Raw genomic sequence first — 21274 nt, 5'->3', positions numbered from 1 at the left:
AAGTCCTGATGGAAACCCCGCACGGCCTGTACCGGATCGGCGACAGCGGTGAGGCGGTCGCCGAGATCGTCGGCAAGCTGCAGAGACTCGGGCTGCTGACCGGCGGTCACGACGTCTACGACGAAGCGACGGCGCATGCTGTCCGGGGGTTCCAACAGCAACGCGGACTGATGATCGACGGGATCGTCGGCCCGCAGACGTACCGTGCGATCGACGACGCGCGCTGGCGGCTGGGTGACCGGCTGCTGACGTACGTCCCGACGCATCCGCTGAGCGGTGACGACGTACTCAGCCTGCAAGCCAAGCTGCAGGAGCTCGGGTTCGCGGTCGCCCGGATCGACGGCATCTTCGCCGCCGACACTCAGCGTGCAGTCACCGAGTTCCAGCGCAACATGGGCCTCCCGGCGGACGGCACCTGCGGCCCGTCGACGTTCAAGGCGCTGCAGCGGATCCGCCCGATGGCGACCGGCGGACGGCCGGACGCGCTGCGGGCCCGCGAGGCCGTGCGCGCCGCCGGACCGCGGCTGTCCGGCAAGACCGTGGTGATCGACCCGGGCCACGGTGGTTTCGACTACGGCTGGGAGGGCTACGGCCTGCGCGAGTCCGACATCGCGTACGACCTGGCCGCCCGGATCGAGGGCCGGCTCGGCGCCACCGGCGTACGGGCGTATCTCTCGCGCGGACGGGATCAGGGGCCGGACGAGCTGGCGCGGGCCGCGTTCGCGAACGAGACCGACGCGAACCTGTGCGTCTCGCTGCACGCCGACGGTTCGATGAACCCGGAGGCGCAGGGCGTCGCGACGTACTTCTACGGCAACGACCTACACGGCGCCTCGTCGAGTGTCGGCGAGCAGTTCGCCGGTCTGGTGCAGCGCGAGATCGTCGCCCGCACCGACCTGCTGAACTGCCGCACCCACGCCAAGACCTGGGACCTGCTGCGCCGGACCAAGATGCCCGCGGTGCGGCTGGAGATCGGGTACGTCACCAACCCGCACGACTCGGCACGTCTGGCCGACCCGGCGTTCCGGGACGTCATCGCGGAGGCGATCGTCGTCGCCATCCAGCGCGTCTACCTCCCGCCGGAGCAGGACGCCGCCACCGGCATGCTCCGCTTCGGCCAACTCACCGTCTGAGTAGTCAATCAGTAACACCTCGCCTACCCTGGGTTGTGAGAATCCAACCTGGGGGTGGCGATGATCCGGTGGCTCAGCTGTCTCGGTCTGTTGGCAGTGCTCCTCACACCGGCACCGGCTGAGGCCGCCGAAGCCGGTCGGCTGGTCGCCATCACCGACCAGGACTACGACAATCCGTCGGCGGCCCGGATCCGGTTGCTCGATCCGGCGGTCGCCAACTGGAACACCGCGGCCGCCCAGAAGTGGACCTGGTCCCCCACCAGCAGCAACGGCTTCTCCGGGCTGACGAGTGCCTGGGGATTGCCGTCGGATGTGAAGCTGCGGATGAAGGGCGGCGCGTACGTCGCTCTGGTGACGGACTCCCGTGGTCTCGCCGGGTTGATCAGCTATCCGGCCGGGAAGCAGCTGTGGGCCACCAACGTTGGCTCGGCCAACAACCCGCACAGCATCGAGCTGCTCCCCGACGGCAACGTGGCTGTTGCCGCGAGCAACGGTGGGTTCGTCCGGATCTACACCGCGTCGCAGGGCACGGCGTCGTACGTCGACTATCCGCTGCCCGATGCGCACGGAGTCCAGTGGGACCCGGCGCGACAACTGCTGTGGGTCCTCGGCGGCACAAAGCTCGCCGGCCTGAAGATCAGCGGTACGCCGGCCAAGCCCGTGATCACCGAAGGACCTGTCGTCACGCTGCCCACCGGCGGCGGCCACGACCTGACCCCGGTGCTCGAGAACCACGACTTGCTGTGGGTCTCGACCGGCTCGAAGGTCTACCAGGTGAGCAAGTCCGCCGCCGCGATCGTCGCGACGTTCGACCAGGCGGGCATCAAGAGCATCAACAGCATGCCGAACGCGCAGCAGGTCCGGACCAGCCCGAAGGCGGGCTGCCGGACCAGCTGGTGCACCGACACGGTCGCCTTCGCCGTACCGGCGGCGACACGGACCTTGACCGGATCGGAGATCTACAAGGCCCGCGTCTGGAGTTCGCGCTACGAGTGATCCTCGAGCTTGATCTTCGGAAGCACGCGGTCGAGTCCGCGTGGTAGCCACCACGCTCGCTCACCGAGCACCCGCAGTACCGCTGGGACGATGACGCAGCGGATCAGCAGAGCGTCCAGGAGCACGGCGGTCGCGAGACCGAGACCGAATTGCTTGAGCATCCGGTCCGGGCTCAACAGGAACGCGCCGAACACCACGATCATGATCGCGGCCGCCGCGGTGATCACGCTGCCCGTGGTCGCGAGCCCTTCCCGCACAGCGGCCCGGGCGTCCCCGGTACGCCGCCACTCCTCGTGGATCCGCGCCACCAGGAACACCTCATAGTCCATCGACAACCCGAACACGATCGCGAAGATCATCACCGGCACGAACGCCTCGATCGGTCCCGCCTGCGCACCGAACCAGCCCTGCTGAAACACCAGCGTGATCACCCCGAGCGAGGCGCCGATGCTCAGCAGATTGAGGAGGGCGGCCTTCACCGGGATCAGCACCGACCGGAACACCGCCATCAGCAGCAACGCCGATAGCCCGACGACCACGAGGACGAAGATCGGCAGCCGCTTGCTCACCGCCGCCGCGAAGTCGTCGGCCGCGGCGGTCGATCCACCGACCAGGTACGTCGCCTTGGTCGGCGACTCCAGCCTCGGCAGAGTGTCGTCCCGCAACCGCTGCACCAGATCGCTCGTCGCCGCGTCCTGCGGTGCCGACTTCGGGAACGCGAGCACCGTGGCGACCTTGCCGTCCGGAGTGATCTGTGGCGGCGTCACCGCGGCGATCCCCGGATCCGCGGCCAACGTCTGCCCCAACAACTGGGCCGCCGTCTGCCCGCCCTCGGTCACCACCACCAGCGGACCGTTGAACCCGGGCCCGAAACCGTCGGCCAACAGGTCGTAAGCGTTCCGGCTGGTCTTCGCGGGATCGTCCGTCCCGGCGTCCGCGAACCCGAGCCGCATCCCGAACGCCGGCAACGACAACGCCACCAACGCGAGAACCCCGAGCACCAAGGGGATCCACGGCGCGCGCTGCACCGCACTCGCGAGCTTCCGCCACCCGTCCCCCGGCGTACGGCGTTGTTTCGCGGCATGCTTGCGGACACTCCGCTCGATCCGCTTGCCGAACAGCGTGAGCAGCGCCGGCAACAGCGTCACCGCGGCGAGCATCGTCATCAGCACGGTCAAGGTGACGCCGAGTGCGACGCCTTGCAGGGAGCCGAGTCCCAACGCCAGCAGGCCGAGCAACGCGATCACGACAGTGCATCCAGCGAACATCACCGAGCGGCCCGCGGTGTCCAGGGCGACGACCTTCGCGTCCGCCTCGCCCTTCAGCAACTCGTGCCGGTAGCGCGAGAAGATCAGCAGCGCATAGTCGATGCCGACGCCGAGCCCGACGAGCAGCATCACTGGCGTCGTGTACTCCGGCACCGTGAACAGATGCGACGCGAGCATCAGCAATCCGACCGTACTGCCGACCGCGAACACCGCCGTCAGCAGCGGAAGTGTTGCTGCGAGCAACGATCCGAAGAGGAACACCAGGATCACCAGCGCGGCGAGGAGTCCGACACCTTCGGAAGCACCACCCGAACTCTCCGCGGCGTTCCGCGCCAGATCCCCACCGACCTCGACCTGCACTCCCGGCCGGCCGAAGTCCTGTGCGCGATGGATGATCGTCCGCACATCGTCGACCGGCATGTCGGCGACCGCGACATCCAGGCTCACCGTCGCGTACGCCGTACGTCGATCTGTCGACATAGCGCCAGGGGAACTGAACGGATCGCTCACCGATGCGACGTGCGGAAGGCCGCGGACGACCGCCAGCATCGACGTCACCCGGGACTTCTCCGCCGCGAGCCCGCCGTCGGCCCGGACGACGATCTGCACTGAGGCCGTGTCGCCCTTCGGCTGGTGTGCCTGGAAGAGGTCGGCCACCCGCTGGGAGTCGGTACCCGGCAGCGAGTTGTCGTTCTTGTAACTGGCGCCCACCACCGTCGCCGCGGCGGTGACGGCGGCGAGCACGAGCACCCAGAGCAGAAGCGCCAGGCCGGCGCGCCGCATGGCCCACCCGGACACCCGGTGCAGCAGGCCGGGCGGCGTCGACCGTCGGATCGGAGTGTCCACTGTCATGACGAGTCCTCTATAAGTAGATCGGCTACATGTTGCCTCTCGACATTAACACCCATATGAGTAGACTGGCTACATGAAGGCAGACGCGCTGCGAGGACACCTCGACCCGATGATCCTGGCGGTCGTCGAGCGCGAGCCGCTGCACGGCTACGCGATCATGGAGGCGCTGCTGGAGCGCAGCGGCGGCGAGCTCGACCTGCCGACCGGCACGCTCTACCCCGCGCTCCGGCGACTCGAGCGGGCCGGCTACCTGGCCAGCGAGTGGAGCACGGTGGCCGGCCGGAAGCGCCGGACCTACCAGCTCACCAGCTCGGGCACGAAGATGCTGGCCGCGGGCAAGCAGGACTGGCTGACGTTCCGGGCCGTGGTCGAAGGAGTGCTACGCCCGGGACAGGCGTAGGCAGCGCTCGGCCTGGATGCTGACCAGGACCAACGGCAGGACCACGAAGGTCCCGACCACGCCGAAGGCGGGGATGCCCGGCGTGTGCGAACTGGTGGCCGCCATCAACACACCGATCGCGGCGATCAACCCCGACCCGACCAGCGCGAAGAGTGCCGTGACCCGGCTCAGATGCTCGCGGACCACGGGATAGCGAACCCCGATCCCGGTGCCGAGAACCGCGAGTACGGCGCCGGCGATCGCGAACGTGCCGATCGCGCGAACCACGGTCTGCAGTACGTCGTTCAAAGCGCTCGCCTGCTCGGGCTCCTGCGTCCAGATCCACGCCCCGCCCTGCCAGACGATCGGCTGGATCAGCAACGCGAGCAACAGCATCATCGCCGTACGACGGCTTTGGCTGATCGCGAGTTCGGACCGGTACCCGGGCACGACGTCGCCCAGCTCCCCGAAATCCGCGACCGCTTCCCGCTCCGCGTCGTACCGCTGGAGGCCGTCGGACTCGAAGGCCTCGGTCGCGTCGGTCAGGTGGTCGCGTGCCTCGGCCAGCAGGTCCGCCTTGCGGCGCCGCGGCCCACTGAGCTGCTTGCTCAGCGCAGCCAGGTAGTCGTCGACCGGCGTACTGGGACTGGACACCCCTCCAGTATGGGGAGGACGCGCGGCCGTCACGTCCGGGGTCCCACTGACTCACCCCTGACCTTGGCCTTGCGCCGATGCCGCAGCACGAAGAACCCGGCGTACGAGATCAGCACCAGCGTGAAACCGACCACTTCCACGATCGGTGTCGTGCCTTCGGGCCAGAGGCGGCCCTCGAGGTAGTGGTGGATGTACCCGGACGAGTAGACACTCTCGCCCCCGAGCCGGCGGAAGTACTTCTCGGACGTGGTGACGGGGCAGTCGAAGCCGATCACCACGATTGCCAGGTTCCACACCACGATGGGCAGTTGTGCCCAGATCAGCCGCGGCCAGCGCCAGGCGAGGAAGCCGCCGATCAGGAAGAACAGCAGCAGTGCCGCGTGCACGACCGCAATGACATCGGCCAGCACACGCCAGATCACGGGACTACTCCGGTCCTGACCTGAGGGCGTCGCGGACCGTCGCCGGGGCCGGCGGCGAGTGCTCCGGTCGGATCGCGCCCATCAGCCGCTCGACGGCCGCCTCCATCTCGCTGCGCCAGGTGATCGTGGAACGCAGGTCGAGCCGGAGCCGCGGGTTCCGCGGGTGATCGCGGACGACCCCGAAGCCGACGGCCTGGAGGAAGTCGGTCGGCCAGACACAGCCCGGGCCGTCCCACCGCGAGTCCCCGAAGGCCTCGACGGCGCGGAAGCCACGCTTCATGACGTCCTTCGCGACCGCCTGGACGAGGATCTTGCCCAGCCCGAGCCCGAGGTACCGCGGCTGGATCCGGCCGGTCGCCAGCACCACCGCGTCCGGGCTCACCGGCGCGGTCGGGAACGCCTGGATCCGCGGCAGGTACGTCGAGGGCGCGTACACGGCGTACCCGGCGGGGCCGTCGTCGACGTACAGCACGATGCCCGCGGGACCCCAGTCGAGCAGCACCTGGGAGAGCCAGGCCTCCTTCTCCAGGCCGTTGTCGCCGTTCCGGTTCGCCTGGCGGGCGGCCACCGGGTCGAGCTCCCAGAACACACAGTCACGGCAGGGCGCCGGCAACTCGTCGAGGTTGTCGAGTGTCAGCGGTTCCAGCCGTCGGGCCATCAGTGCGTCCGGTCAGCGGTGCGGTGCGGCGGATGGCCTGTTAGCTTCGTCACGGTGCGTGTCGACCCGCCGATCATCGCGCGGCGGGCTCGGCCGCCGGTTCGGGGACGCGGGACGGGGTCCGCGCGTCCGGAGTGCGGGTCGCCCGGGGGGCGACGTACCGCTGTTCGACCTGCACGGAGGATTGCCGGCGGAACAGTTCCGCGGCGAATCCGGCTAGCACACCTAGCAACAGTCCACCGAGCGTCCAGCCGGCGGTCTTGCCCACGCTCATCCGAAATCCTGCCTTCCGGTTCCACCCTGCGGGCCACACCAGTCCGGCCGGCTGTCTCAACAGCCAGATTCCGGCATGGTCGAACCTGCCCCTATAGGGCATGGTAGTGAGAGGTCACGCCGATCCCCAGCCCCGCGCGGGGGTCTGCGTCGTAACCTGGTGACTTCCCCCTCGATCACCGTTGGAGTGGCCCTCGTGAGTGCTGACGTGCCCGATGTCCGGCAGACCCGTCTCGACAACTACGTCGAGGCGTACGCAGCCCGGACCAAGGGCATGACCGCATCGGAGATCCGTGCCCTGTTCTCGGTCGCCAGCCGGCCCGAGGTGGTCTCACTGGCCGGCGGGATGCCGAACATCGGCGGCCTGCCGCTCGACGTGGTCGGCGGTGCGGTCCGCGACCTGGTGATCGACAACGGCGCCACCGCGATGCAGTACGGCTCCGGTCAGGGCGACCCGACGCTGCGCGACCAGATCTGCGACATCATGCGGCTCGAGGGCATCGAGGCGCACCCGGACGACGTCGTGGTCACGGTCGGCAGCCAGCAGGCCGTCGACCTGGTCACCCGGGTCTTCTGCGACCCCGGCGACGTGGTGATCTGCGAGGCCCCGTCGTACGTCGGTGCGCTCGGGGTCTTCCGTGCCTACCAGTGCGAGGTCGTGCACGTCGCGATGGACGACGACGGTGTGGTCCCGGAGGCGCTGGAGCAGGCGATCGCGTCGGTGCGGGCCGCCGGCAAGCGGATCAAGTTCTTCTACACGATTCCGAACTTCCACAACCCGGCCGGTGTCTCGCTGTCCGACGAGCGGCGCCGGCGGGTGCTGGAGATCTGTCAGCGCGCCGAGCTGCTGATCCTGGAGGACAACCCGTACGGGTTGCTCGGGTTCGACGGTGAGCCGCAGCGGGCGTTGCGGGCGGACGACCGCGAAGGCGTGATCTACCTCGGCTCGTTCTCCAAGACGTTCGCCCCGGGGTTTCGCGTCGGCTGGGCGGTCGCGCCGCACGCCGTACGCGAGAAGCTCGTGCTGGCGCAGGAGTCCGCGACGCTGTGCCCACCCGTGTTCAGTCAGCTGGCGATCTCGTCGTACCTGAAGAGGCATGACTGGATGGGGCAGGTGAAGCAGTTCCGGGAGATGTACCGCGAGCGCCGGGACGCGATGCTCGCGGCGCTCACCGAAAAGATGCCGGCGGCAACGACCTGGACACGGCCGCGCGGTGGCTTCTACGTCTGGCTGACGTTGCCGGAAGGCCTCGACGCGAAGGCGATGCTCCCCCGAGCCGTCACCGCGCGGGTCGCGTACGTGCCCGGTACGGCGTTCTTCGCCGACGGTTTCGGCTCGCAGTGCATGCGGCTGTCGTACTGTCATCCGACGCCGGAACGGATCACCGAAGGCGTCGGCAGGCTGGCCGCGGTGATCCACGAGGAGCTCGAGCTCCGCGAGACGTTCGGCCCGCTGCCACCCGGCGCAGGCCGTGAGTACGACGCTCCCGGGCCGGAGCTCAGTTAGACCAACAGCGCAAAGGTTGCGCAATGGATCTGCGGGCGGCCGTGGGTCCCTGACACGCTAGCGGTACCGTTCCAGTGGGCCTCGGGACCGGCGACCGTGCCGGAGTCGCCCACGAGTGATCGGGATATTTGTGATGAGTGATCTGGGTCGAGTGCTGGTACTGGCCGGTGGACTGTCGCACGAGCGCGACGTCTCGCTGCGGTCCGGCCGGCGGGTGGCGGACGCCCTGCGCAGTGTCGGCGTAGAGGTCGAGCAGCGGGATGTCGATGCCTCCCTGGTCGATCGGCTGCGCAACGATCCGCCGGACGCGGTCTTCCCCGTGCTGCACGGCGTCACGGGTGAGGACGGCGCACTCCGCCAGGTCCTCGACCTGTACGGCGTTCCGTACGTCGGCGCCGACGCGGCGGCCTGCCGCACGGCCTTCGACAAGCCGGTCGCTGCGACCGTCGTCGGCGCCGCGGGGCTGCGCACGCCGGAGTCCGTCGTGCTCGGGCACGACACGTTCCGCGAATTGGGCGCCGCGTCGCTGATGGAGGCGGTGATCAAGCAGATCGGTCTGCCGCTGGTCGTGAAGCCGGCTCGTGGTGGATCCGCGCTCGGCGCGTCGATCGTGCGGACGGCCGAAGAGCTCCCGTCCGCGATGGTGAACTGCTACGCCTACGGGCCGGTGGCGTTGATCGAGCAGTACATCGACGGCACCGAGGTGGCCGTCACGGTGGTCGACACCGGTGACGGACCGCGGGCGTTGCCGGCGGTCGAGATCCGCCCGGATTCGGGGTTCTACGACTACGAGGCGCGGTACACGGCGGGTGCGACCCAGTTCGTCGTACCTGCTCGGCTGGAGCCTGAGGTGGCCGGTGCGTGCGCTGCTGCCGCCGTCCAGGCGCACCAGGCGCTGGGCCTGCGTGACCTCTCCCGGTCGGACCTGGTCGTGGACGCGGCCGGTGTGCCGTGGTTCCTCGAGGTGAACGTGGCGCCGGGGATGACGGAGACGTCGTTGGTCCCGCTCGCGGCCGAGGCCGCCGGGATCGAGCTCGGTGTGCTCTGCCGCGATCTGCTCGCCACTGCTGCAGCCCGCTGAAGGTTGTGATGGCGGAGCAACCACTGTGGCGGACCGTGGCGACGCCGCGGTGGTTGGGTCTGTTGCTGCTGGCACTGGTGCTCGCCGGTGTGATGTCGGTGATGGGCGTGTGGCAGTTGGGCGTCTATCAGTCCAAGACCGACGCCGCGACCGCCAAGCGCGCTGAGGCGGCTCCGGTCGCACTGCAGTCGTTGTTCTCCATCGACGAAGGCCTGCCGGCGAAGGCTGTCGGCCGCCGGGTGACCATCGACGGGACCTGGGGTCCGGCGGCCGACCAGGTACTCATCGCGGACCGCTCGCAGAACGGGCGGAACGGGTTCTGGGTGGTTTCGCCGCTGAAGGTCTCCGGCGACGGAGCGGTGATGGTGGTCCGCGGCTGGGTTGCGACGGTGTCCGATCCGGCCGCGAAAGCGCCGTCGGGTCCTGCGCGACTGACCGGGTCCGTGGTGGCGTCCGAGGCCGAGGACTCGTCGGGCGACGCGGCCAAGGGTCGGGTGCTGTCGTCGCTGCGGATCCCGACGATCGTGCACCTGGTGAACTACCGGGTGTACGACGCGTTCGTCGTACAGACCGCGGTGGACTCCGGCGTCGTACCGTCGCCTGCGCCGCAAGCCGTCGTACCGCCTCCGCCGCCGACGGACCATGCCGGGTTGCGGAACATCGCCTACGCGTTCCAGTGGTGGATCTTCGCGGCGTTCACGCTGTGGATGTGGGTGCGGATGGTGCTGGACGCACACCGGTCCCCCGACGAGGACGAACCGGACGGTGAGGACCCCGCGGCGGATGGCCCTGCGGGCGACCAGGCCGGGGCGGCTGTGGAGTCAAGCGGTACCGTTTCAGCGTGACTTCTCCTGCCGATCCCGCCACCTCCGCCGGCTCCCAGCCGCTGACCCCGGCCGTCCGCGGCGCACTGATGCGCTACCGCGTGATCGCCTACGTGGTCGGTGTGATGCTGCTGCTCCTGGTCTTCGTCGCGATGCCGCTCAAGTACTTCGCAGACAGCCAAGGCGCGATGGACGTGATCGGACCGGCGCACGGGTTCCTGTACATGGTCTACCTGCTCGCCACCTTCGACCTGTTCCGCCGGGTGCGCTGGTCGTTCCCGCGCCTGGTGCTGATGGCGCTGGCCGGCACGATCCCGTTCCTGTCGTTCTACGCCGAGCGGAAGACCTCGCACGAGCTCCTCGGTCACTGAACCAGCAATGTTTCATGTGAAACATCGCCCCTGAGTCTTCAAGTGTCTTTGTCGACAAATCGCCCTACCGATCTCTCGCCAAGGCACGACCCGTCAGGTCCCCAGGATTCCTCTGTCAGCGGCATCCTCAGCGGGAAGAGACACAGTGACGGACTTCGACGAACGGCTCGTGCTCAGGGAGAGCTTCACGTCGGACGACATGGACTTCGTCTCCATGCAGCGCGGCTGGGTGCTGCGCCAGGCCCGGATGCCGGAGGCCGGCGCCTTCGTCGACGTCTGGGTCACGCTGGACGGCCGCGCCGAGATCCACCTCGTCGACGACGAGCCGATCGGCGTCCGGTATGTGACCGTCCGCGGGCCTGGCAGCAGCGAGGTCAGCGACCAGGTTCGCAGCGACTGCGCTCTCTGGACGACCACCGAAGCTCTCCAGGCGCTCACCGCTGCGTCCGACTCCCCCGGCACCATCACCGCGGGGTACGTCGCCGCGCTCTCAGCGACGCCGGACGAAGCGGATGCGGTCGCGCAGGCGCTGCTTCCACTGGCCGAGCACCCCGATCCGGCCGTACGTCGCGCCTTCGTCGTCGCAACCGCGTACTTCTCGCACCCCACGCTCGTGGAACGCGTCAGCCGACTCGCGTCCAGCGAGTCGGCTGATCAAGTGCGTACCGACGCCCAGCTCGTACTCGAGGGCCTCGCCCAGGAGCAGTAGCGCGCTCGAAGGCCTCGTTCTGGAGCAGTAGCGTCAGTCGTTGTTCATCTTGTTCGGGTCCATCAGGGTGACGATCCGCTCGAGGTCGTCCAGTGATGCGAACTCGACGGTGATCTTGCCCTTGGTCTTGCCGAGGTCGACCTTGACGCGCGTCTCGAAGCGGTCCGAGAGGCGATCGGCCAGGTCGACGAGCCGCGGCGCGACCGGCTTGTTCCGCCGGCGCGGTGCCGGGGTGTCGTCACCGTTCATGTCGCCGAGGGCAACGATCTCCTCGACGGTCCGGACCGAGAGGCCCTCCGCCACGATCCGCTGCGCGAGTCGCTCGATGGCGTCACCACTCGGGAGCCCCAGCAGCGCGCGAGCGTGCCCGGCCGACAGCACACCGGCCGCGACCCGCCGCTGCACCGAAGCCGGCAGCTTCAGCAGCCGCAGCGTGTTGGAGATCTGCGGACGCGACCGACCGATGCGCGTCGCGAGGACTTCCTGGGTGCACCCGAAGTCGTCCAGCATCTGCTGGTACGCCGCGGCCTCTTCCAGCGGGTTCAGCTGACTCCGGTGCAGGTTCTCCAGGAGCGCGTCCCGCAGCATCGCGTCGTCCTGCGTGTCCCGAACGATCGCCGGAATCGTCGTCAGGCCCGCCGCCTGCGTCGCCCGCCAGCGGCGCTCACCCATCACCAGCTCGTACTTGTCGTCCTCGAGCCGCCGGACGACGATCGGCTGCAGCAGCCCGATCTCCTTGACCGAGTGGACGAGCTCCTCCATCGCCTCCTCGTCGAAGACGCTGCGCGGCTGCTTCGCGTTCGGGGAGATCTTCTCGACCTCGATCTCCGCGAACGACGCGCCCGGAACCGCGGCCAGCTCCGGCTCCGTCGACGCCGGCGCCCCCTGCGGCTCCGACGCAGGAGCAGCCGGCGGCGCGCCCGGGATCGAGCTCGACTTGCTGCCGAGCGTCGTGGTGCCGGGTGCCGGCGAGCTGGGGATCAGCGCGCCAAGTCCGCGTCCGAGTCGGGTGTTCATCGCGCTCCCTCGAAGTCGACATCCTGCTGAGCTACTGCTGACCTACCACATCGCCATCCGGACCCCGTCGCGCTGCGACCGGCCCCCGTGTCCCGTTTCACGTGAAACGGTGCCACACCGCGCTGCGTGTTCAGGCGTTGTTCCGCATCGCGATCTCGCGGGACGCCTCGAGGTACGAGAGCGCACCGGCCGACGCCGGATCGTACGCGAGCACGGTCTGCCCGTGGCTCGGCGCCTCCGAGATCCGCACCGAGCGCGGCACCGCGGTCCGCAGTACGGCGTCCTTGAAGTGGCCCCGCACCTCGGCCGCGACCTCGCCGGCCAGCTTGGTGCGGGCGTCGTACATGGTCAGCAGGATGGTCGACACGTCGAGACCGGGGTTCAGGTGCGACTTCACCATGTCGATGTGCCGCAGCAGCTGCGACAGGCCCTCGAGCGCGTAGTACTCGCTCTGGATGGGGACCAGCACCTCGCGCGCGGCGGTCAGGGCGTTCACCGTCAGCAGGCCGAGGGACGGCGGGCAGTCGATGAAGACGTAGTCGTACTTCTCCCCCGCGGTCTCGGTCTCGGCCAGGTAGGCCTCGAGCACACTCTTCAGCCGGCTCTCCCGAGCCACCAGGCTGACGAGCTCGATCTCCGCGCCGGCCAGGTCGATGGTCGCCGGGATCACCTGGATGCCGGGGTGCTCGGCACACGGCTGGATCAGCTTGCTGAGCGGCTCGCCCTCGATGATCGCCTCGTAGACGCCCGGCGTACCTTCGGCATGATCGATGCCGAGCGCCGTCGACGCGTTGCCCTGCGGGTCGAGGTCGATGACGAGAATCTTCGCGCCGTAGAGCGCGAGGCCGGCGGCGACGTTCACCGTCGTGGTGGTCTTGCCGACGCCACCCTTCTGGTTGGCGACGACGAACACTCGGGTCTGGGCGGGCAGCGGGAACTCGCGGCCCATCGTGCGTCCTTCATTCACCAGCAAGGTCCGTTCGGTCGCGGCGGCGATCGGAGTCTCGAGAAGTCGTCGCTGAAGCTCGTCCGACGTGGCCCGCGCGGCGATCTGTGCGGCAGTCATAGCGCCCATTCCAATAGGTGCGGGACTTGGCCCGAAGAGGATGTCTGTAGGGGTCGGGGCGGGTCTACCCCCAGCTCCATCCACAGGCTTCTGTGGACGAATTCCCGTGTGCAGGGGCAGTTTCATGCGGTGGTCATCCACAGGCGGTGGAGACTCCGAAAGGTCCGGCTCGACGTCCACCAGTGACGCCGAATCGGGCCCGGAACCATCATCCCGCATGTCCGCCGTTTCACGTGAAACGGCGGACGGGTCGGACGCGGTTGGTCCGTCGAGACCGGCCGCTGCGGCCGCTCGGAGCCCCGAGGTGTCGATCGGCGGAGTGATCACGACCGGCTTCGAGGGCTGGACAGGAGAAGAAGTCTGGACCGGGGGCGCCGGCGCGGGGGCGGTGTTGGGAGCCGGTTCCTGGGTGACCACGCGAACAGCGGAGTCCGATTCGGTCGGCCAGCCGATGCCCTGCGACGGTCTCGGCTCTCCACTGCTCTTCTCGGGCCATCCGAGGGCACGACTCACCAACCCGCTCACCTCCCGTGTCTTCCGTGCCGGGATCCCCCTGCAGCACGTCCGGCAACAATACTCACCACCGTCGTCGGATGAGCCAGTTCATCGCCGCCGAGTTGGTGAATATGACAAAGCTCTGCGCCGAGCTTCGCCAGTGCGCGTTCTGACGAGTCCAGTTCCTCCTCCGCGGAGGACCCCTTCATCGCCAGCATCAGTCCGCCTTCGACACACAACGGCAGACACCAACGCGCCAGCTTCTCCAAGGGAGCGACGGCCCGAGAGGTCACCACGTCGTACGACGCCGGCGGGAGATCCTCGGCCCGGGCACGGACCACGGTCGCGTTGTCGAGCTCGAGGGACGCGACCGCTTCTTCGAGGAAGGTGGTGCGTCGCAGCAACGGCTCGACCAGCGCCACGTCGAGGTCGGGACGAACGATAGCGAGCACGATCCCCGGCAGGCCGGCGCCGGTGCCGACATCGGCGACCGTTGCCTCTTCGGGAATCAGTTGCTCGACCACAGCACAGTTCAGCAGGTGCCGATCCCACAACCGCGGTACCTCGCGCGGCCCGATCAGTCCCCGGAGCGTGCCCTCGGTCGCGAGCAGATCGGCGTACGCCGAAAGCCGGACCGCCGCCCGTGGAAACAACTTCTCCACGAGCGGCGGCGGCGTTTCACGTGAAACCTTGTCGGTCACGGGCGGACGATCATGGCTGCACCACCACGCGGCGGCGGGGCTCCTCGCCCTCGGACTCGGACGTCAGGCCGGCGGCAGCGACGACATCGTGCACGACCTTCCGCTCGAACGGCGTCATCGGGTCCAGCCGCACCGGCGTACCGGTGGCCTTCGCCTCCTCAACCGCCTTGCGACCGACCTCTTCGAGCTCGGCCTTCCGGTTGGCCCGGTAGTTCGACACGTCCAGCATCAGCCGCGACCGCTCACCGGTCTCCCGATAGACCGCCAGCCGGGTCAACTCCTGGAGCGCCTCCAGGACCTTGCCGTTCTCACCGACCAGGTTGTTCAGCTCGGCGCCCACGATCGAGACCGCGGCCCGGTCGCCGTCCACGTCCATATCGATGTCGCCGTCGAGATCGGCGATGTCCAGCAACTCCTCGAGGTAGTCGGCCGCGATGTCGCTCTCGGCCTCGAGCGCCTTCAGCCGGTCCGCAGCGGAGTTCTTCGGACCGGCAGACTCCTCCGCCGCCTCGGTGTTCTGCATGCCGTCGGTCACGGCGACTCCTTCACACTGTCCTTCGCGATGTCGAGATCCGCCCCACGGGGACCTCGTAGTTCAAAATCAGGTTCCTGCACAAGCACGAGCCGAACCGGTGCGCGCTGCGTCAGCGCGAACCACCGGAACGCTTCTGCGCCGCCTTCTTCTGCGCGGCCGACTTCGCCGCGGGCTGGCGCTTCGTTCCCGAGCCCTTCTTGCCGGCCGGCTGCTTCTTGGCAGCGCCGGCCTGAGTCTTCTTGGGTGCGTCCTGCTTCTGCGGAGCGTCCTGCACGGAGTCGGAGTCGGAGTCGGACGACGTCTGCCCGTTGCTCGTCGCGGTGGAGCCGCTCGTCGCGGGGCCGGTCTTCCGGTCGCTCCGGGACTGCCGCTTCGGCTGCTGGCGCTGGGCCGGCCGGCGGTCGGTGGTCTCGGTGTCCGTCGCGGCACCCGCCGTGCCCGGAACGTTCTCGTCGGCCGGACGGCCGTGGCGCAGGTTGTGCTCCCGCTTGCGGGCCTGCATCGAGTCGTACGCCGGCGTACCCGGAGCCGGGTTGCGGCGGATCACGTAGAACTGCTGGCCCATCGTCCACAGGTTCGAGACGAACCAGTAGATCAGTACACCGATCGGGAAGTTGAAGCCACCGATGAGGAAGAAGATCGGGAAGACGTACAGCATGATCTTCTGCATCTGCGCGGCCTGGCCGGTGAGGGCCTCCTTCGGCATGTTCTTCCGCATCAGCTGCAGCTGCGTGGTGAACATCGTCGCCGTCATCAGGATGATCAGGACGATCGCGACGACCTTGACGTTCGCCGCGCCCGGGCCGCTGGCCTTCAGGAAGGTCTGCGAGATCTCCGCGCCGAAGATCTTCGCGTGCTGCAGCGAGGAGACGTACGGCTGCATGATCGGGCTGTGTGCCTGGCCCTTGGCCGCGTAGTCGAGCACCCGGAACAGCGCCAGGAAGATCGGCGACTGCAGCAGCAGCGGCAGGCACGAGGAGAACGGGTTGGTCCCGGTCTCCTTGTACAGCTTCATCATTTCCTGACCGAGCTTCTCCCGGTCATGGCCGTACTTCTTCTGCAGCTCCTTCATCTTCGGCTGCAGCAACTGCATGTTCCGGCTGGAGCGGATCTGCCGGACGAACAGCGGGATCAGGATGGTCCGGATGACGATGGTCAGACCGGCGATCGACAGCGCCCAGACCCAACCGCCGTTCGGATCCAGCACGTGGCTGAGCAGCCAGTGCCACCCGACCAGCAATGCCGAAACGGCCCAGTACAGCGGCGTCATGACAGTGTTGAACAGGTCTACGATCCCGTCCCACACCGCGAGCCCGGGGATGGCCAGAAGAGTCACTCACACACCTCGCTGCACAGGCCCGGCGTCGGCCGACGATCCGGGCTGGTTGGCGGAGATCGAATCTCCGCGCTGGTCGACATCTCTGGGTGGAACGGGGTCGTAGCCGCCGGGGTTCCACGGGTGGCAGCGGAGGAGTCGCCTCACCGCCAGCCAGCTACCGCGCACCGCACCGTGGCGTTCGACCGCTTCCAAGGCATACGCCGAACAACTCGGGTAGAACCTGCAGACCTGCCCGTACAGCGGGCTGATCAGCAGGCGGTACAGCTTCAGAAAACCGATGATCCCGCTCCGCACGGGATTGAACCGCATCATGACTTCAGCAACCGGCGCAGCGCACCGTCGACGTCCGCGACCAACTCGTCGTACGACGCCGCGGCGGACGACGGGAGAGCTCGGACGACCGTCAGGCTGCCGGCCGGCAGATCGGGGAGCCGCGTGGCCAGGACAGCACGCAGACGGCGGTGGACCCGGTTCCGCAGAACCGCGTTGCCCACCGCCTTGTTCACAACGAATCCGACCCGAGGCGGGTCGACGTGGTCGACCTGGTCGCCCTGCGCCAGCACATGCAGGACCACCGCGCGCCGCGCTGCGCGCCGCCCGGACCGGACGGCGCGACGAAAGTCATCGGACCGGCGCAGCCGGTTCGATGCAGGCAACACGAGGTGGTCACCGTCGAAAAGGTCGCTCAGGCCGCGAGGCGCTGACGACCCTTGCCACGGCGGGCGGCGATGATCGCGCGACCCGCACGGGTACGCATCCGAAGACGGAAGCCGTGCTTCTTGTGCCGACGACGGTTGTTCGGCTGGAACGTCCGCTTGCTCACTGGAATGACTCCGGTTACTCGAGATCACAAATTTGTCGACAAATCCACTGATCAGGATCTGCCCGTTGGTGCAGTCCTGCACACCGTCGGAGAACCAGCTGAGGATTCCGCAGGGAGCGCAGCACGAAACGGCCGGCTCAACACCGACCGATCCACGGTACGTGGCCGCCTGTGGACAGGTCAAACCAGGTGTCCCCAGACTTTTCCACAGGCTTGTGGACAGGATAGTGGGTAACTGGTGGACACCGTACTCGTCACTGTCCGGACCGGGCCGCGACGGAGAGCGATCACGCACCATGACTACGCTCCGGCGTCCACCCGACACGCCGCAGGTTGCCCCCATTTTGCTGTTCATAGCCTGTGGATGACGGCTTGAAGCTGTGTGGGCGGACTTGTTAGCGTCACTTCCTCACACCAGAGGTCCTACATCCCGCAATCGGTAACCAACGGGCCACAGCAGTCGTTCACATCTGTGGACAACCATGTGGACACTGTGGATGCCGAGTGCGGACACAGCTACCGCGCTGAGCCAACAGCACAACGACTCACCGGCCGCACGGTGTCGGGGTCGAACGGTCGCACCGCCCGGGTCCTCACCTGGAACGCGCCGGCCACCGCAGCGATAGATTCGGGGAGCAACGCGTGGTCGAGGACCATTCCGCCAGTGCGGAATCCACACCGGCGGACTACACGCCAGCTGACTACCGGACGGATCGCTCCGTCGGCGGACAGCACGACCTGCGGCCCGAGCCCGACGCCGGCATCCGCCCGGAGCCCGAGGCGAACTTCCGGACCGAGGTCCCGCCCGCTCCCGAGCCGCAGCCCCGCACCGAGGCGCGACCGGAAGCTCCCCAGCAACTGCCGGAGGGGCTGCGTCGCGAGCCGCAGCCCCCGGCGCCGCGGTTCGACCCAGGCGACTACCTGGCCCCCTCGCTCCCGATCCCGATGCCCGAGCCCCCGGCCGCCGGCTACCGGCCCGCGCCGCCCCCGGGTCCGTACGGCTACCGCTCCGAGCTCGAGCGCGCCGCCACCGATCTCCCGTCCGGCCCACCACAGTCCCCCGCCGGTACGTCGTACTTCGGTGCGGCGCCGACTGTCGGGAACTACCGCCACCCCGGTGAAAACAACAGAGTGTGGGGTGGACCCCCGGAACGGGGTACTGGGAACAGTGTGAGCCCCGGACCGAACGAGGGTGATGCACGTGTGGACAACGCAGCCACGGACCAGTGGTCGACCGATCACCGCCAGTCGGTTCCACAGAGCGCGGCCGAGCACACCGCCCCGGAGAGCACCACGCCGGAGCAGCAGTCCACCGAAAACCCTCAGCCCGAGCCCACAGCAGCCCCTGAGCACCAGACTCCAGAGCAGCACGCTCCCGAGCAACACACCGCTGAGCAGCACGCCCCTGAGCAGCACGCCTCGCAACCGCACGCCTCGCAACCGCACGCTCCGGAGCAGCACGCAGAACAACCGCACGCCCCTGAGCAGCACACGCCGCAACACCAGCCTGCGCAGCAGCACACTCCGCAGCAGAACGCGCCTGAGCAGCACGTCGCCGAGCAGCTCTTCCCCGAGCAGCACCAGCCGGCTCCCGAGCACACAGCCCAGCAGGCTCCCCAGCAGGCTCCCCAGCAGCCGTCCGAGCAGCACGTGCCTGAGCAGCCGCCGCAGCAGCAGGTGCCCGAGCAGCCCGCTCCGCAGCAGCAGTCAGCTGCCCCTCAGCAGCAGGCGCCTGAGGAACACGCTCCGCAGCAGCAGGCACCGGCCCCTCACCAGCAGCCCGTCCAGCAGGAGCCGCCGGTCCAGCAGCAGCCGGTCCAGCACCACGTGCCTCAGCAGTCTGCTCACCACTATCCGGCTGCCCAGCAGTCGGCTCCCCAGCAACCCGCGCCCCCGCGACCGGTCCAGCACCTGTCGCTCCCGGACCAGCCGCTCCAGAGTCAGCCGCTCCAGCACCACGCTCCTCAACAGCCGGCTCCTCAACAGCCGACCCACCAACAGCGCGCTCCCCAGCAGCACGTGCCTCAGCAACCGTCGTACCAGCAGCCCTCACACGAGCAGCCGTCGCACCAGCAGCCGTCGCACCAGCCGGCCGCTCAGCAGATCCCACAGCAGCAGATGCCCCAGCAGCACCTGCCTCAGCAAGCGCCGCAGCAGCACACCCCCCAGCAGCATGTGCCTCAGCAGGTGCAGCAGCAGCCGGTGGCTGAGGTGGTAGCGCCGGTGACGGATCTGGGTGACGCGTGGAGCCGTGTCCTCGGCGGTCTCCCGCCGAACCAGCGCGCCTGGCTCACCAACTCGCGTCCGGTCACGCTCCACGAGAGCACCGCGATCGTCGCCGTACCGGACGACTTCACCCGTGGTCAGCTCGAGACGCGGCTGCGTCCGGACCTGGAGCGGATCCTCACCGAGAGCTTCGGCCGGGACATCCGGATCGCCGTCACCGTCGACCCGTCCCTCGACCCCGAGGTCCGCGAGCAGGCCGCGCCGCAACCGCCGCAGCAACGCCAGCAGCCCCAACAGCCCCAACAGCCGCAGCAGTACGCGCAGCCCCCGGTACAGCAGCAGCCGCCGCAGATGCAGCAGATGCCGCAACACCATGTACAGCAGCCGGTTCAGCAGCAGCCACCGGCCGTACGCGAGCCGTTGCGCACCGACGGCGCGTACCAGCCGACGATCCAGTCCGCGCTGACCGATCCGGACAACGGACCGCAGTACAGCCAACCCCCGGCGCCACAGCACTACGAGCAGCCGGCTCCGCAGCAGCAGGCCCCGTTCGGTCAGCCGCTCGGCTCGGTCGCCCCGCCGCCGAACGGTTCCGCGCCGACCCAGTCGGCGACCGAAGCGCAGGGCGAGGCCCGGCTGAACCCGAAGTACACGTTCGAGACCTTCGTCATCGGTAGCTCGAACCGGTTCGCGCACGCGGCCGCGGTCGCGGTCGCCGAGGCGCCGGGCAAGGCGTACAACCCGCAGCTCATCTACGGCGACTCCGGTCTGGGCAAGACCCACCTGCTGCACGCCATCGGGCACTACGTCCGCAGTCTCTACACCGGGGCGCGCGTCCGGTACGTCTCCAGCGAAGAGTTCACCAACGACTTCATCAACGCGATCCGCGACGACAAGGCGTCCCAGTTCCAGCGCCGGTACCGCGACGTCGACGTCCTGCTGATCGACGACATCCAGTTCCTGGAAGGCAAGATCCAGACCCAGGAAGAGTTCTTCCACACCTTCAACACGCTGCACAACGCGAACAAGCAGATCGTGATCAGCTCCGACCGCGCACCGAAGCGGCTGGAGGCACTGGAGGACCGGCTGCGGAACCGGTTCGAGTGGGGTCTGATCACCGACATCCAGCCGCCGGACCTCGAGACCAGGATCGCGATCCTGCGGAAGAAGGCAGCCACCGAGCGGCTGACCGCGCCGCCGGAGGTGCTGGAGTTCATCGCGTCGAAGGTGCAGACGAACATCCGTGAGCTCGAGGGCGCGCTGATCCGGGTGACGGCGTTCGCCAGCCTGAACCGGCAGCCGGTCGACCTGAGCCTGGCCGAGATCGTGCTGAAGGACCTGATCCCCGAGGGCAGCAAGCCCGAGGTGACCGCGAGCATGATCATGGGCCAGACGGCGTCGTACTTCGGTCTGTCGATCGACGACCTGTGCGGTTCGAGCCGCAGCCGCGTCCTGGTCACCGCCCGCCAGATCGCGATGTATCTGTGCCGGGAGCTGACCGATCTCTCGCTGCCGAAGATCGGTCAGCAGTTCGGCGGCCGCGACCACACCACGGTGATGCACGCCGAACGGAAGATCCGGCAACTGATGTCGGAGCGGCGCAGCGTCTTCAATCAGGTCACCGAATTGACCAACCGGATCAAGCACCAAGCGAAGCAGCAGTAGCCACACAGGCTGGGGACACAGCTGTGGAAAACTGGGGGTATTGCCGTGGATACCTCGGTCTGTCGTGTGGATTGGCTGTGGGGACAGAATTCTTCGTCCACGGTCGTCCTCAGACGAAGCGGTGGCCGTCCACACGCCGTCCACATGGCAATTCGGCCTCTGACCTGGGAAGACGCCGCTTTTCCACACTATCCACCGGTGCTAAGAACCCTATGGAATCTGTAGAGAGTTCCCAGTCCACAAAACGAACGAGCGGCTCGATCTGGGGAAAACCCCGGCC

The 21274-nt window shown here is 68.3% G+C and carries 22 protein-coding genes; 9 read left to right on the top strand and 13 right to left on the bottom strand.

The features are described from left to right. The first annotated feature begins 8 nt into the window (after positions 1-8). Together AC0662_RS22655 and AC0662_RS22650 are read left to right on the top strand one after the other, a co-directional pair. Positions 9-1133 carry an N-acetylmuramoyl-L-alanine amidase gene (locus tag AC0662_RS22655; RefSeq protein ID WP_478302986.1) on the top strand — a complete coding sequence of 375 codons (1125 nt, stop codon included), beginning with the start codon at positions 9-11 and terminating at the stop codon, positions 1131-1133. A 60-nt stretch (positions 1134-1193) separates the two neighbouring features. Then, positions 1194-2129 (top strand): DUF6528 family protein, encoded by a 936-nt coding sequence (locus AC0662_RS22650; RefSeq protein ID WP_478302984.1) that lies wholly within the window; start codon positions 1194-1196, stop codon positions 2127-2129. Here the strand turns inward: AC0662_RS22650 and AC0662_RS22645 are convergent. After that, positions 2120-4249, bottom strand: coding sequence for an MMPL family transporter (locus AC0662_RS22645; RefSeq protein ID WP_478302982.1), 2130 nt, complete (start codon positions 4247-4249; stop codon positions 2120-2122). The genes AC0662_RS22650 and AC0662_RS22645 overlap by 10 nt on opposite strands. Before the next feature lie 73 nt (positions 4250-4322). On the opposite strand from AC0662_RS22645, the gene AC0662_RS22640 reads away from it, so the two are divergent. After that, positions 4323-4649 (top strand): PadR family transcriptional regulator, encoded by a 327-nt coding sequence (locus AC0662_RS22640; protein WP_478302980.1) that lies wholly within the window; start codon positions 4323-4325, stop codon positions 4647-4649. Here AC0662_RS22640 and AC0662_RS22635 read toward each other — a convergent pair. From AC0662_RS22635 to AC0662_RS22620, 4 genes are all read right to left on the bottom strand, one after another. Beyond that, positions 4629-5282, bottom strand: a complete 654-nt coding sequence (locus AC0662_RS22635; protein ID WP_452196338.1) for a permease prefix domain 1-containing protein — start codon at positions 5280-5282, stop codon at positions 4629-4631. The two genes, AC0662_RS22640 and AC0662_RS22635, sit on opposite strands and share 21 nt — an antisense overlap. A 29-nt stretch (positions 5283-5311) precedes the next feature. Further along, positions 5312-5704 carry a DUF2784 domain-containing protein gene (locus tag AC0662_RS22630; protein WP_452196339.1) on the bottom strand — a complete coding sequence of 131 codons (393 nt, stop codon included), beginning with the start codon at positions 5702-5704 and terminating at the stop codon, positions 5312-5314. 4 nt (positions 5705-5708) lie between these two features. Then, entirely contained in the window at positions 5709-6362 is a 654-nt protein-coding gene (locus AC0662_RS22625) for a GNAT family N-acetyltransferase (protein ID WP_478302978.1), read from the bottom strand. A 73-nt stretch (positions 6363-6435) separates the two neighbouring features. Beyond that, positions 6436-6636, bottom strand: coding sequence for a hypothetical protein (locus AC0662_RS22620; protein WP_478302976.1), 201 nt, complete (start codon positions 6634-6636; stop codon positions 6436-6438). 195 nt (positions 6637-6831) lie between these two features. On the opposite strand from AC0662_RS22620, the gene AC0662_RS22615 reads away from it, so the two are divergent. From AC0662_RS22615 to AC0662_RS22595, 5 genes are all read left to right on the top strand, one after another. Then, positions 6832-8142: an aminotransferase-like domain-containing protein gene (locus AC0662_RS22615; protein WP_478302974.1), complete on the top strand. Its 1311-nt coding sequence runs from the start codon at positions 6832-6834 to the stop codon at positions 8140-8142. A gap of 133 nt (positions 8143-8275) precedes the next feature. Then, on the top strand, positions 8276-9223 hold the full coding sequence (locus tag AC0662_RS22610) for a D-alanine--D-alanine ligase family protein (protein ID WP_452196343.1): 948 nt from the start codon (positions 8276-8278) through the stop codon (positions 9221-9223). Positions 9224-9231: 8 nt separating this feature from the next. Then, the gene (locus tag AC0662_RS22605) at positions 9232-10068 is read left to right on the top strand and encodes an SURF1 family protein (RefSeq protein WP_478302972.1); all 837 of its coding nucleotides are present in this window, start codon (positions 9232-9234) and stop codon (positions 10066-10068) included. Then, entirely contained in the window at positions 10065-10418 is a 354-nt protein-coding gene (locus AC0662_RS22600) for a DUF3817 domain-containing protein (RefSeq protein WP_478302970.1), read from the top strand. Before AC0662_RS22605 ends, AC0662_RS22600 begins: the two co-directional genes overlap by 4 nt. A gap of 145 nt (positions 10419-10563) precedes the next feature. After that, complete coding sequence (locus AC0662_RS22595; protein ID WP_478302968.1) at positions 10564-11127, top strand: hypothetical protein; 564 nt, start codon at positions 10564-10566, stop codon at positions 11125-11127. A gap of 33 nt (positions 11128-11160) precedes the next feature. Here the strand turns inward: AC0662_RS22595 and AC0662_RS22590 are convergent, their stop codons facing one another. The 8 genes from AC0662_RS22590 to rpmH form a co-directional block, all read right to left on the bottom strand. Next, positions 11161-12144 carry a ParB/RepB/Spo0J family partition protein gene (locus AC0662_RS22590; RefSeq protein ID WP_478302966.1) on the bottom strand — a complete coding sequence of 328 codons (984 nt, stop codon included), beginning with the start codon at positions 12142-12144 and terminating at the stop codon, positions 11161-11163. 130 nt (positions 12145-12274) lie between these two features. Beyond that, positions 12275-13210 (bottom strand): ParA family protein, encoded by a 936-nt coding sequence (locus AC0662_RS22585; protein ID WP_452196348.1) that lies wholly within the window; start codon positions 13208-13210, stop codon positions 12275-12277. A 521-nt stretch (positions 13211-13731) separates the two neighbouring features. Further along, positions 13732-14406, bottom strand: a complete 675-nt coding sequence (rsmG, locus tag AC0662_RS22580) for a 16S rRNA (guanine(527)-N(7))-methyltransferase RsmG (RefSeq protein WP_478302964.1) — start codon at positions 14404-14406, stop codon at positions 13732-13734. 10 nt (positions 14407-14416) lie between these two features. Beyond that, on the bottom strand, positions 14417-14941 hold the full coding sequence (locus AC0662_RS22575; protein ID WP_478302962.1) for a Jag family protein: 525 nt from the start codon (positions 14939-14941) through the stop codon (positions 14417-14419). 109 nt (positions 14942-15050) lie between these two features. Further along, complete coding sequence (gene yidC / locus AC0662_RS22570) at positions 15051-16277, bottom strand: membrane protein insertase YidC (protein WP_452196351.1); 1227 nt, start codon at positions 16275-16277, stop codon at positions 15051-15053. Beyond that, positions 16278-16589, bottom strand: coding sequence for a membrane protein insertion efficiency factor YidD (gene yidD, locus AC0662_RS22565; RefSeq protein ID WP_387771718.1), 312 nt, complete (start codon positions 16587-16589; stop codon positions 16278-16280). It abuts the gene before it with no gap. Next, a complete protein-coding gene (gene rnpA, locus AC0662_RS22560) occupies positions 16589-16939 on the bottom strand; it encodes a ribonuclease P protein component (RefSeq protein ID WP_452196353.1) in 351 nt (116 codons plus the stop codon). Before rnpA ends, yidD begins: the two co-directional genes overlap by 1 nt. A gap of 26 nt (positions 16940-16965) precedes the next feature. Then, the gene (gene rpmH, locus AC0662_RS22555) at positions 16966-17103 is read right to left on the bottom strand and encodes a 50S ribosomal protein L34 (protein WP_130386492.1); all 138 of its coding nucleotides are present in this window, start codon (positions 17101-17103) and stop codon (positions 16966-16968) included. A 2187-nt stretch (positions 17104-19290) separates the two neighbouring features. Between rpmH and dnaA the strand changes: the two genes are divergently transcribed. Further along, positions 19291-20994 carry a chromosomal replication initiator protein DnaA gene (gene dnaA, locus AC0662_RS22550; protein WP_478303429.1) on the top strand — a complete coding sequence of 568 codons (1704 nt, stop codon included), beginning with the start codon at positions 19291-19293 and terminating at the stop codon, positions 20992-20994. Positions 20995-21274 lie beyond the last annotated feature (280 nt).

It is taken from the genome of Kribbella sp. NPDC043289, from assembly GCF_056436705.1.
This window is presented reverse-complemented; position numbering and strand designations above follow the sequence as displayed.

Excerpts from the sequence above, each read along its gene's own strand:
- AC0662_RS22655 (WP_478302986.1), top strand. The coding sequence starts at position 9 with ATGGAAACCCCGCACGGCCTGTACCGGATCGGCGACAGCGGTGAGGCG.
- AC0662_RS22650 (WP_478302984.1), top strand. The coding sequence starts at position 1,194 with ATGATCCGGTGGCTCAGCTGTCTCGGTCTGTTGGCAGTGCTCCTCACA.
- AC0662_RS22645 (WP_478302982.1), bottom strand. The coding sequence starts at position 4,249 with ATGACAGTGGACACTCCGATCCGACGGTCGACGCCGCCCGGCCTGCTG.
- AC0662_RS22640 (WP_478302980.1), top strand. The coding sequence starts at position 4,323 with ATGAAGGCAGACGCGCTGCGAGGACACCTCGACCCGATGATCCTGGCG.
- AC0662_RS22625 (WP_478302978.1), bottom strand. The coding sequence starts at position 6,362 with ATGGCCCGACGGCTGGAACCGCTGACACTCGACAACCTCGACGAGTTG.
- AC0662_RS22620 (WP_478302976.1), bottom strand. The coding sequence starts at position 6,636 with ATGAGCGTGGGCAAGACCGCCGGCTGGACGCTCGGTGGACTGTTGCTA.
- AC0662_RS22610 (WP_452196343.1), top strand. The coding sequence starts at position 8,276 with ATGAGTGATCTGGGTCGAGTGCTGGTACTGGCCGGTGGACTGTCGCAC.
- AC0662_RS22605 (WP_478302972.1), top strand. The coding sequence starts at position 9,232 with ATGGCGGAGCAACCACTGTGGCGGACCGTGGCGACGCCGCGGTGGTTG.
- AC0662_RS22590 (WP_478302966.1), bottom strand. The coding sequence starts at position 12,144 with ATGAACACCCGACTCGGACGCGGACTTGGCGCGCTGATCCCCAGCTCG.
- AC0662_RS22585 (WP_452196348.1), bottom strand. The coding sequence starts at position 13,210 with ATGACTGCCGCACAGATCGCCGCGCGGGCCACGTCGGACGAGCTTCAG.
- yidD (WP_387771718.1), bottom strand. The coding sequence starts at position 16,589 with ATGCGGTTCAATCCCGTGCGGAGCGGGATCATCGGTTTTCTGAAGCTG.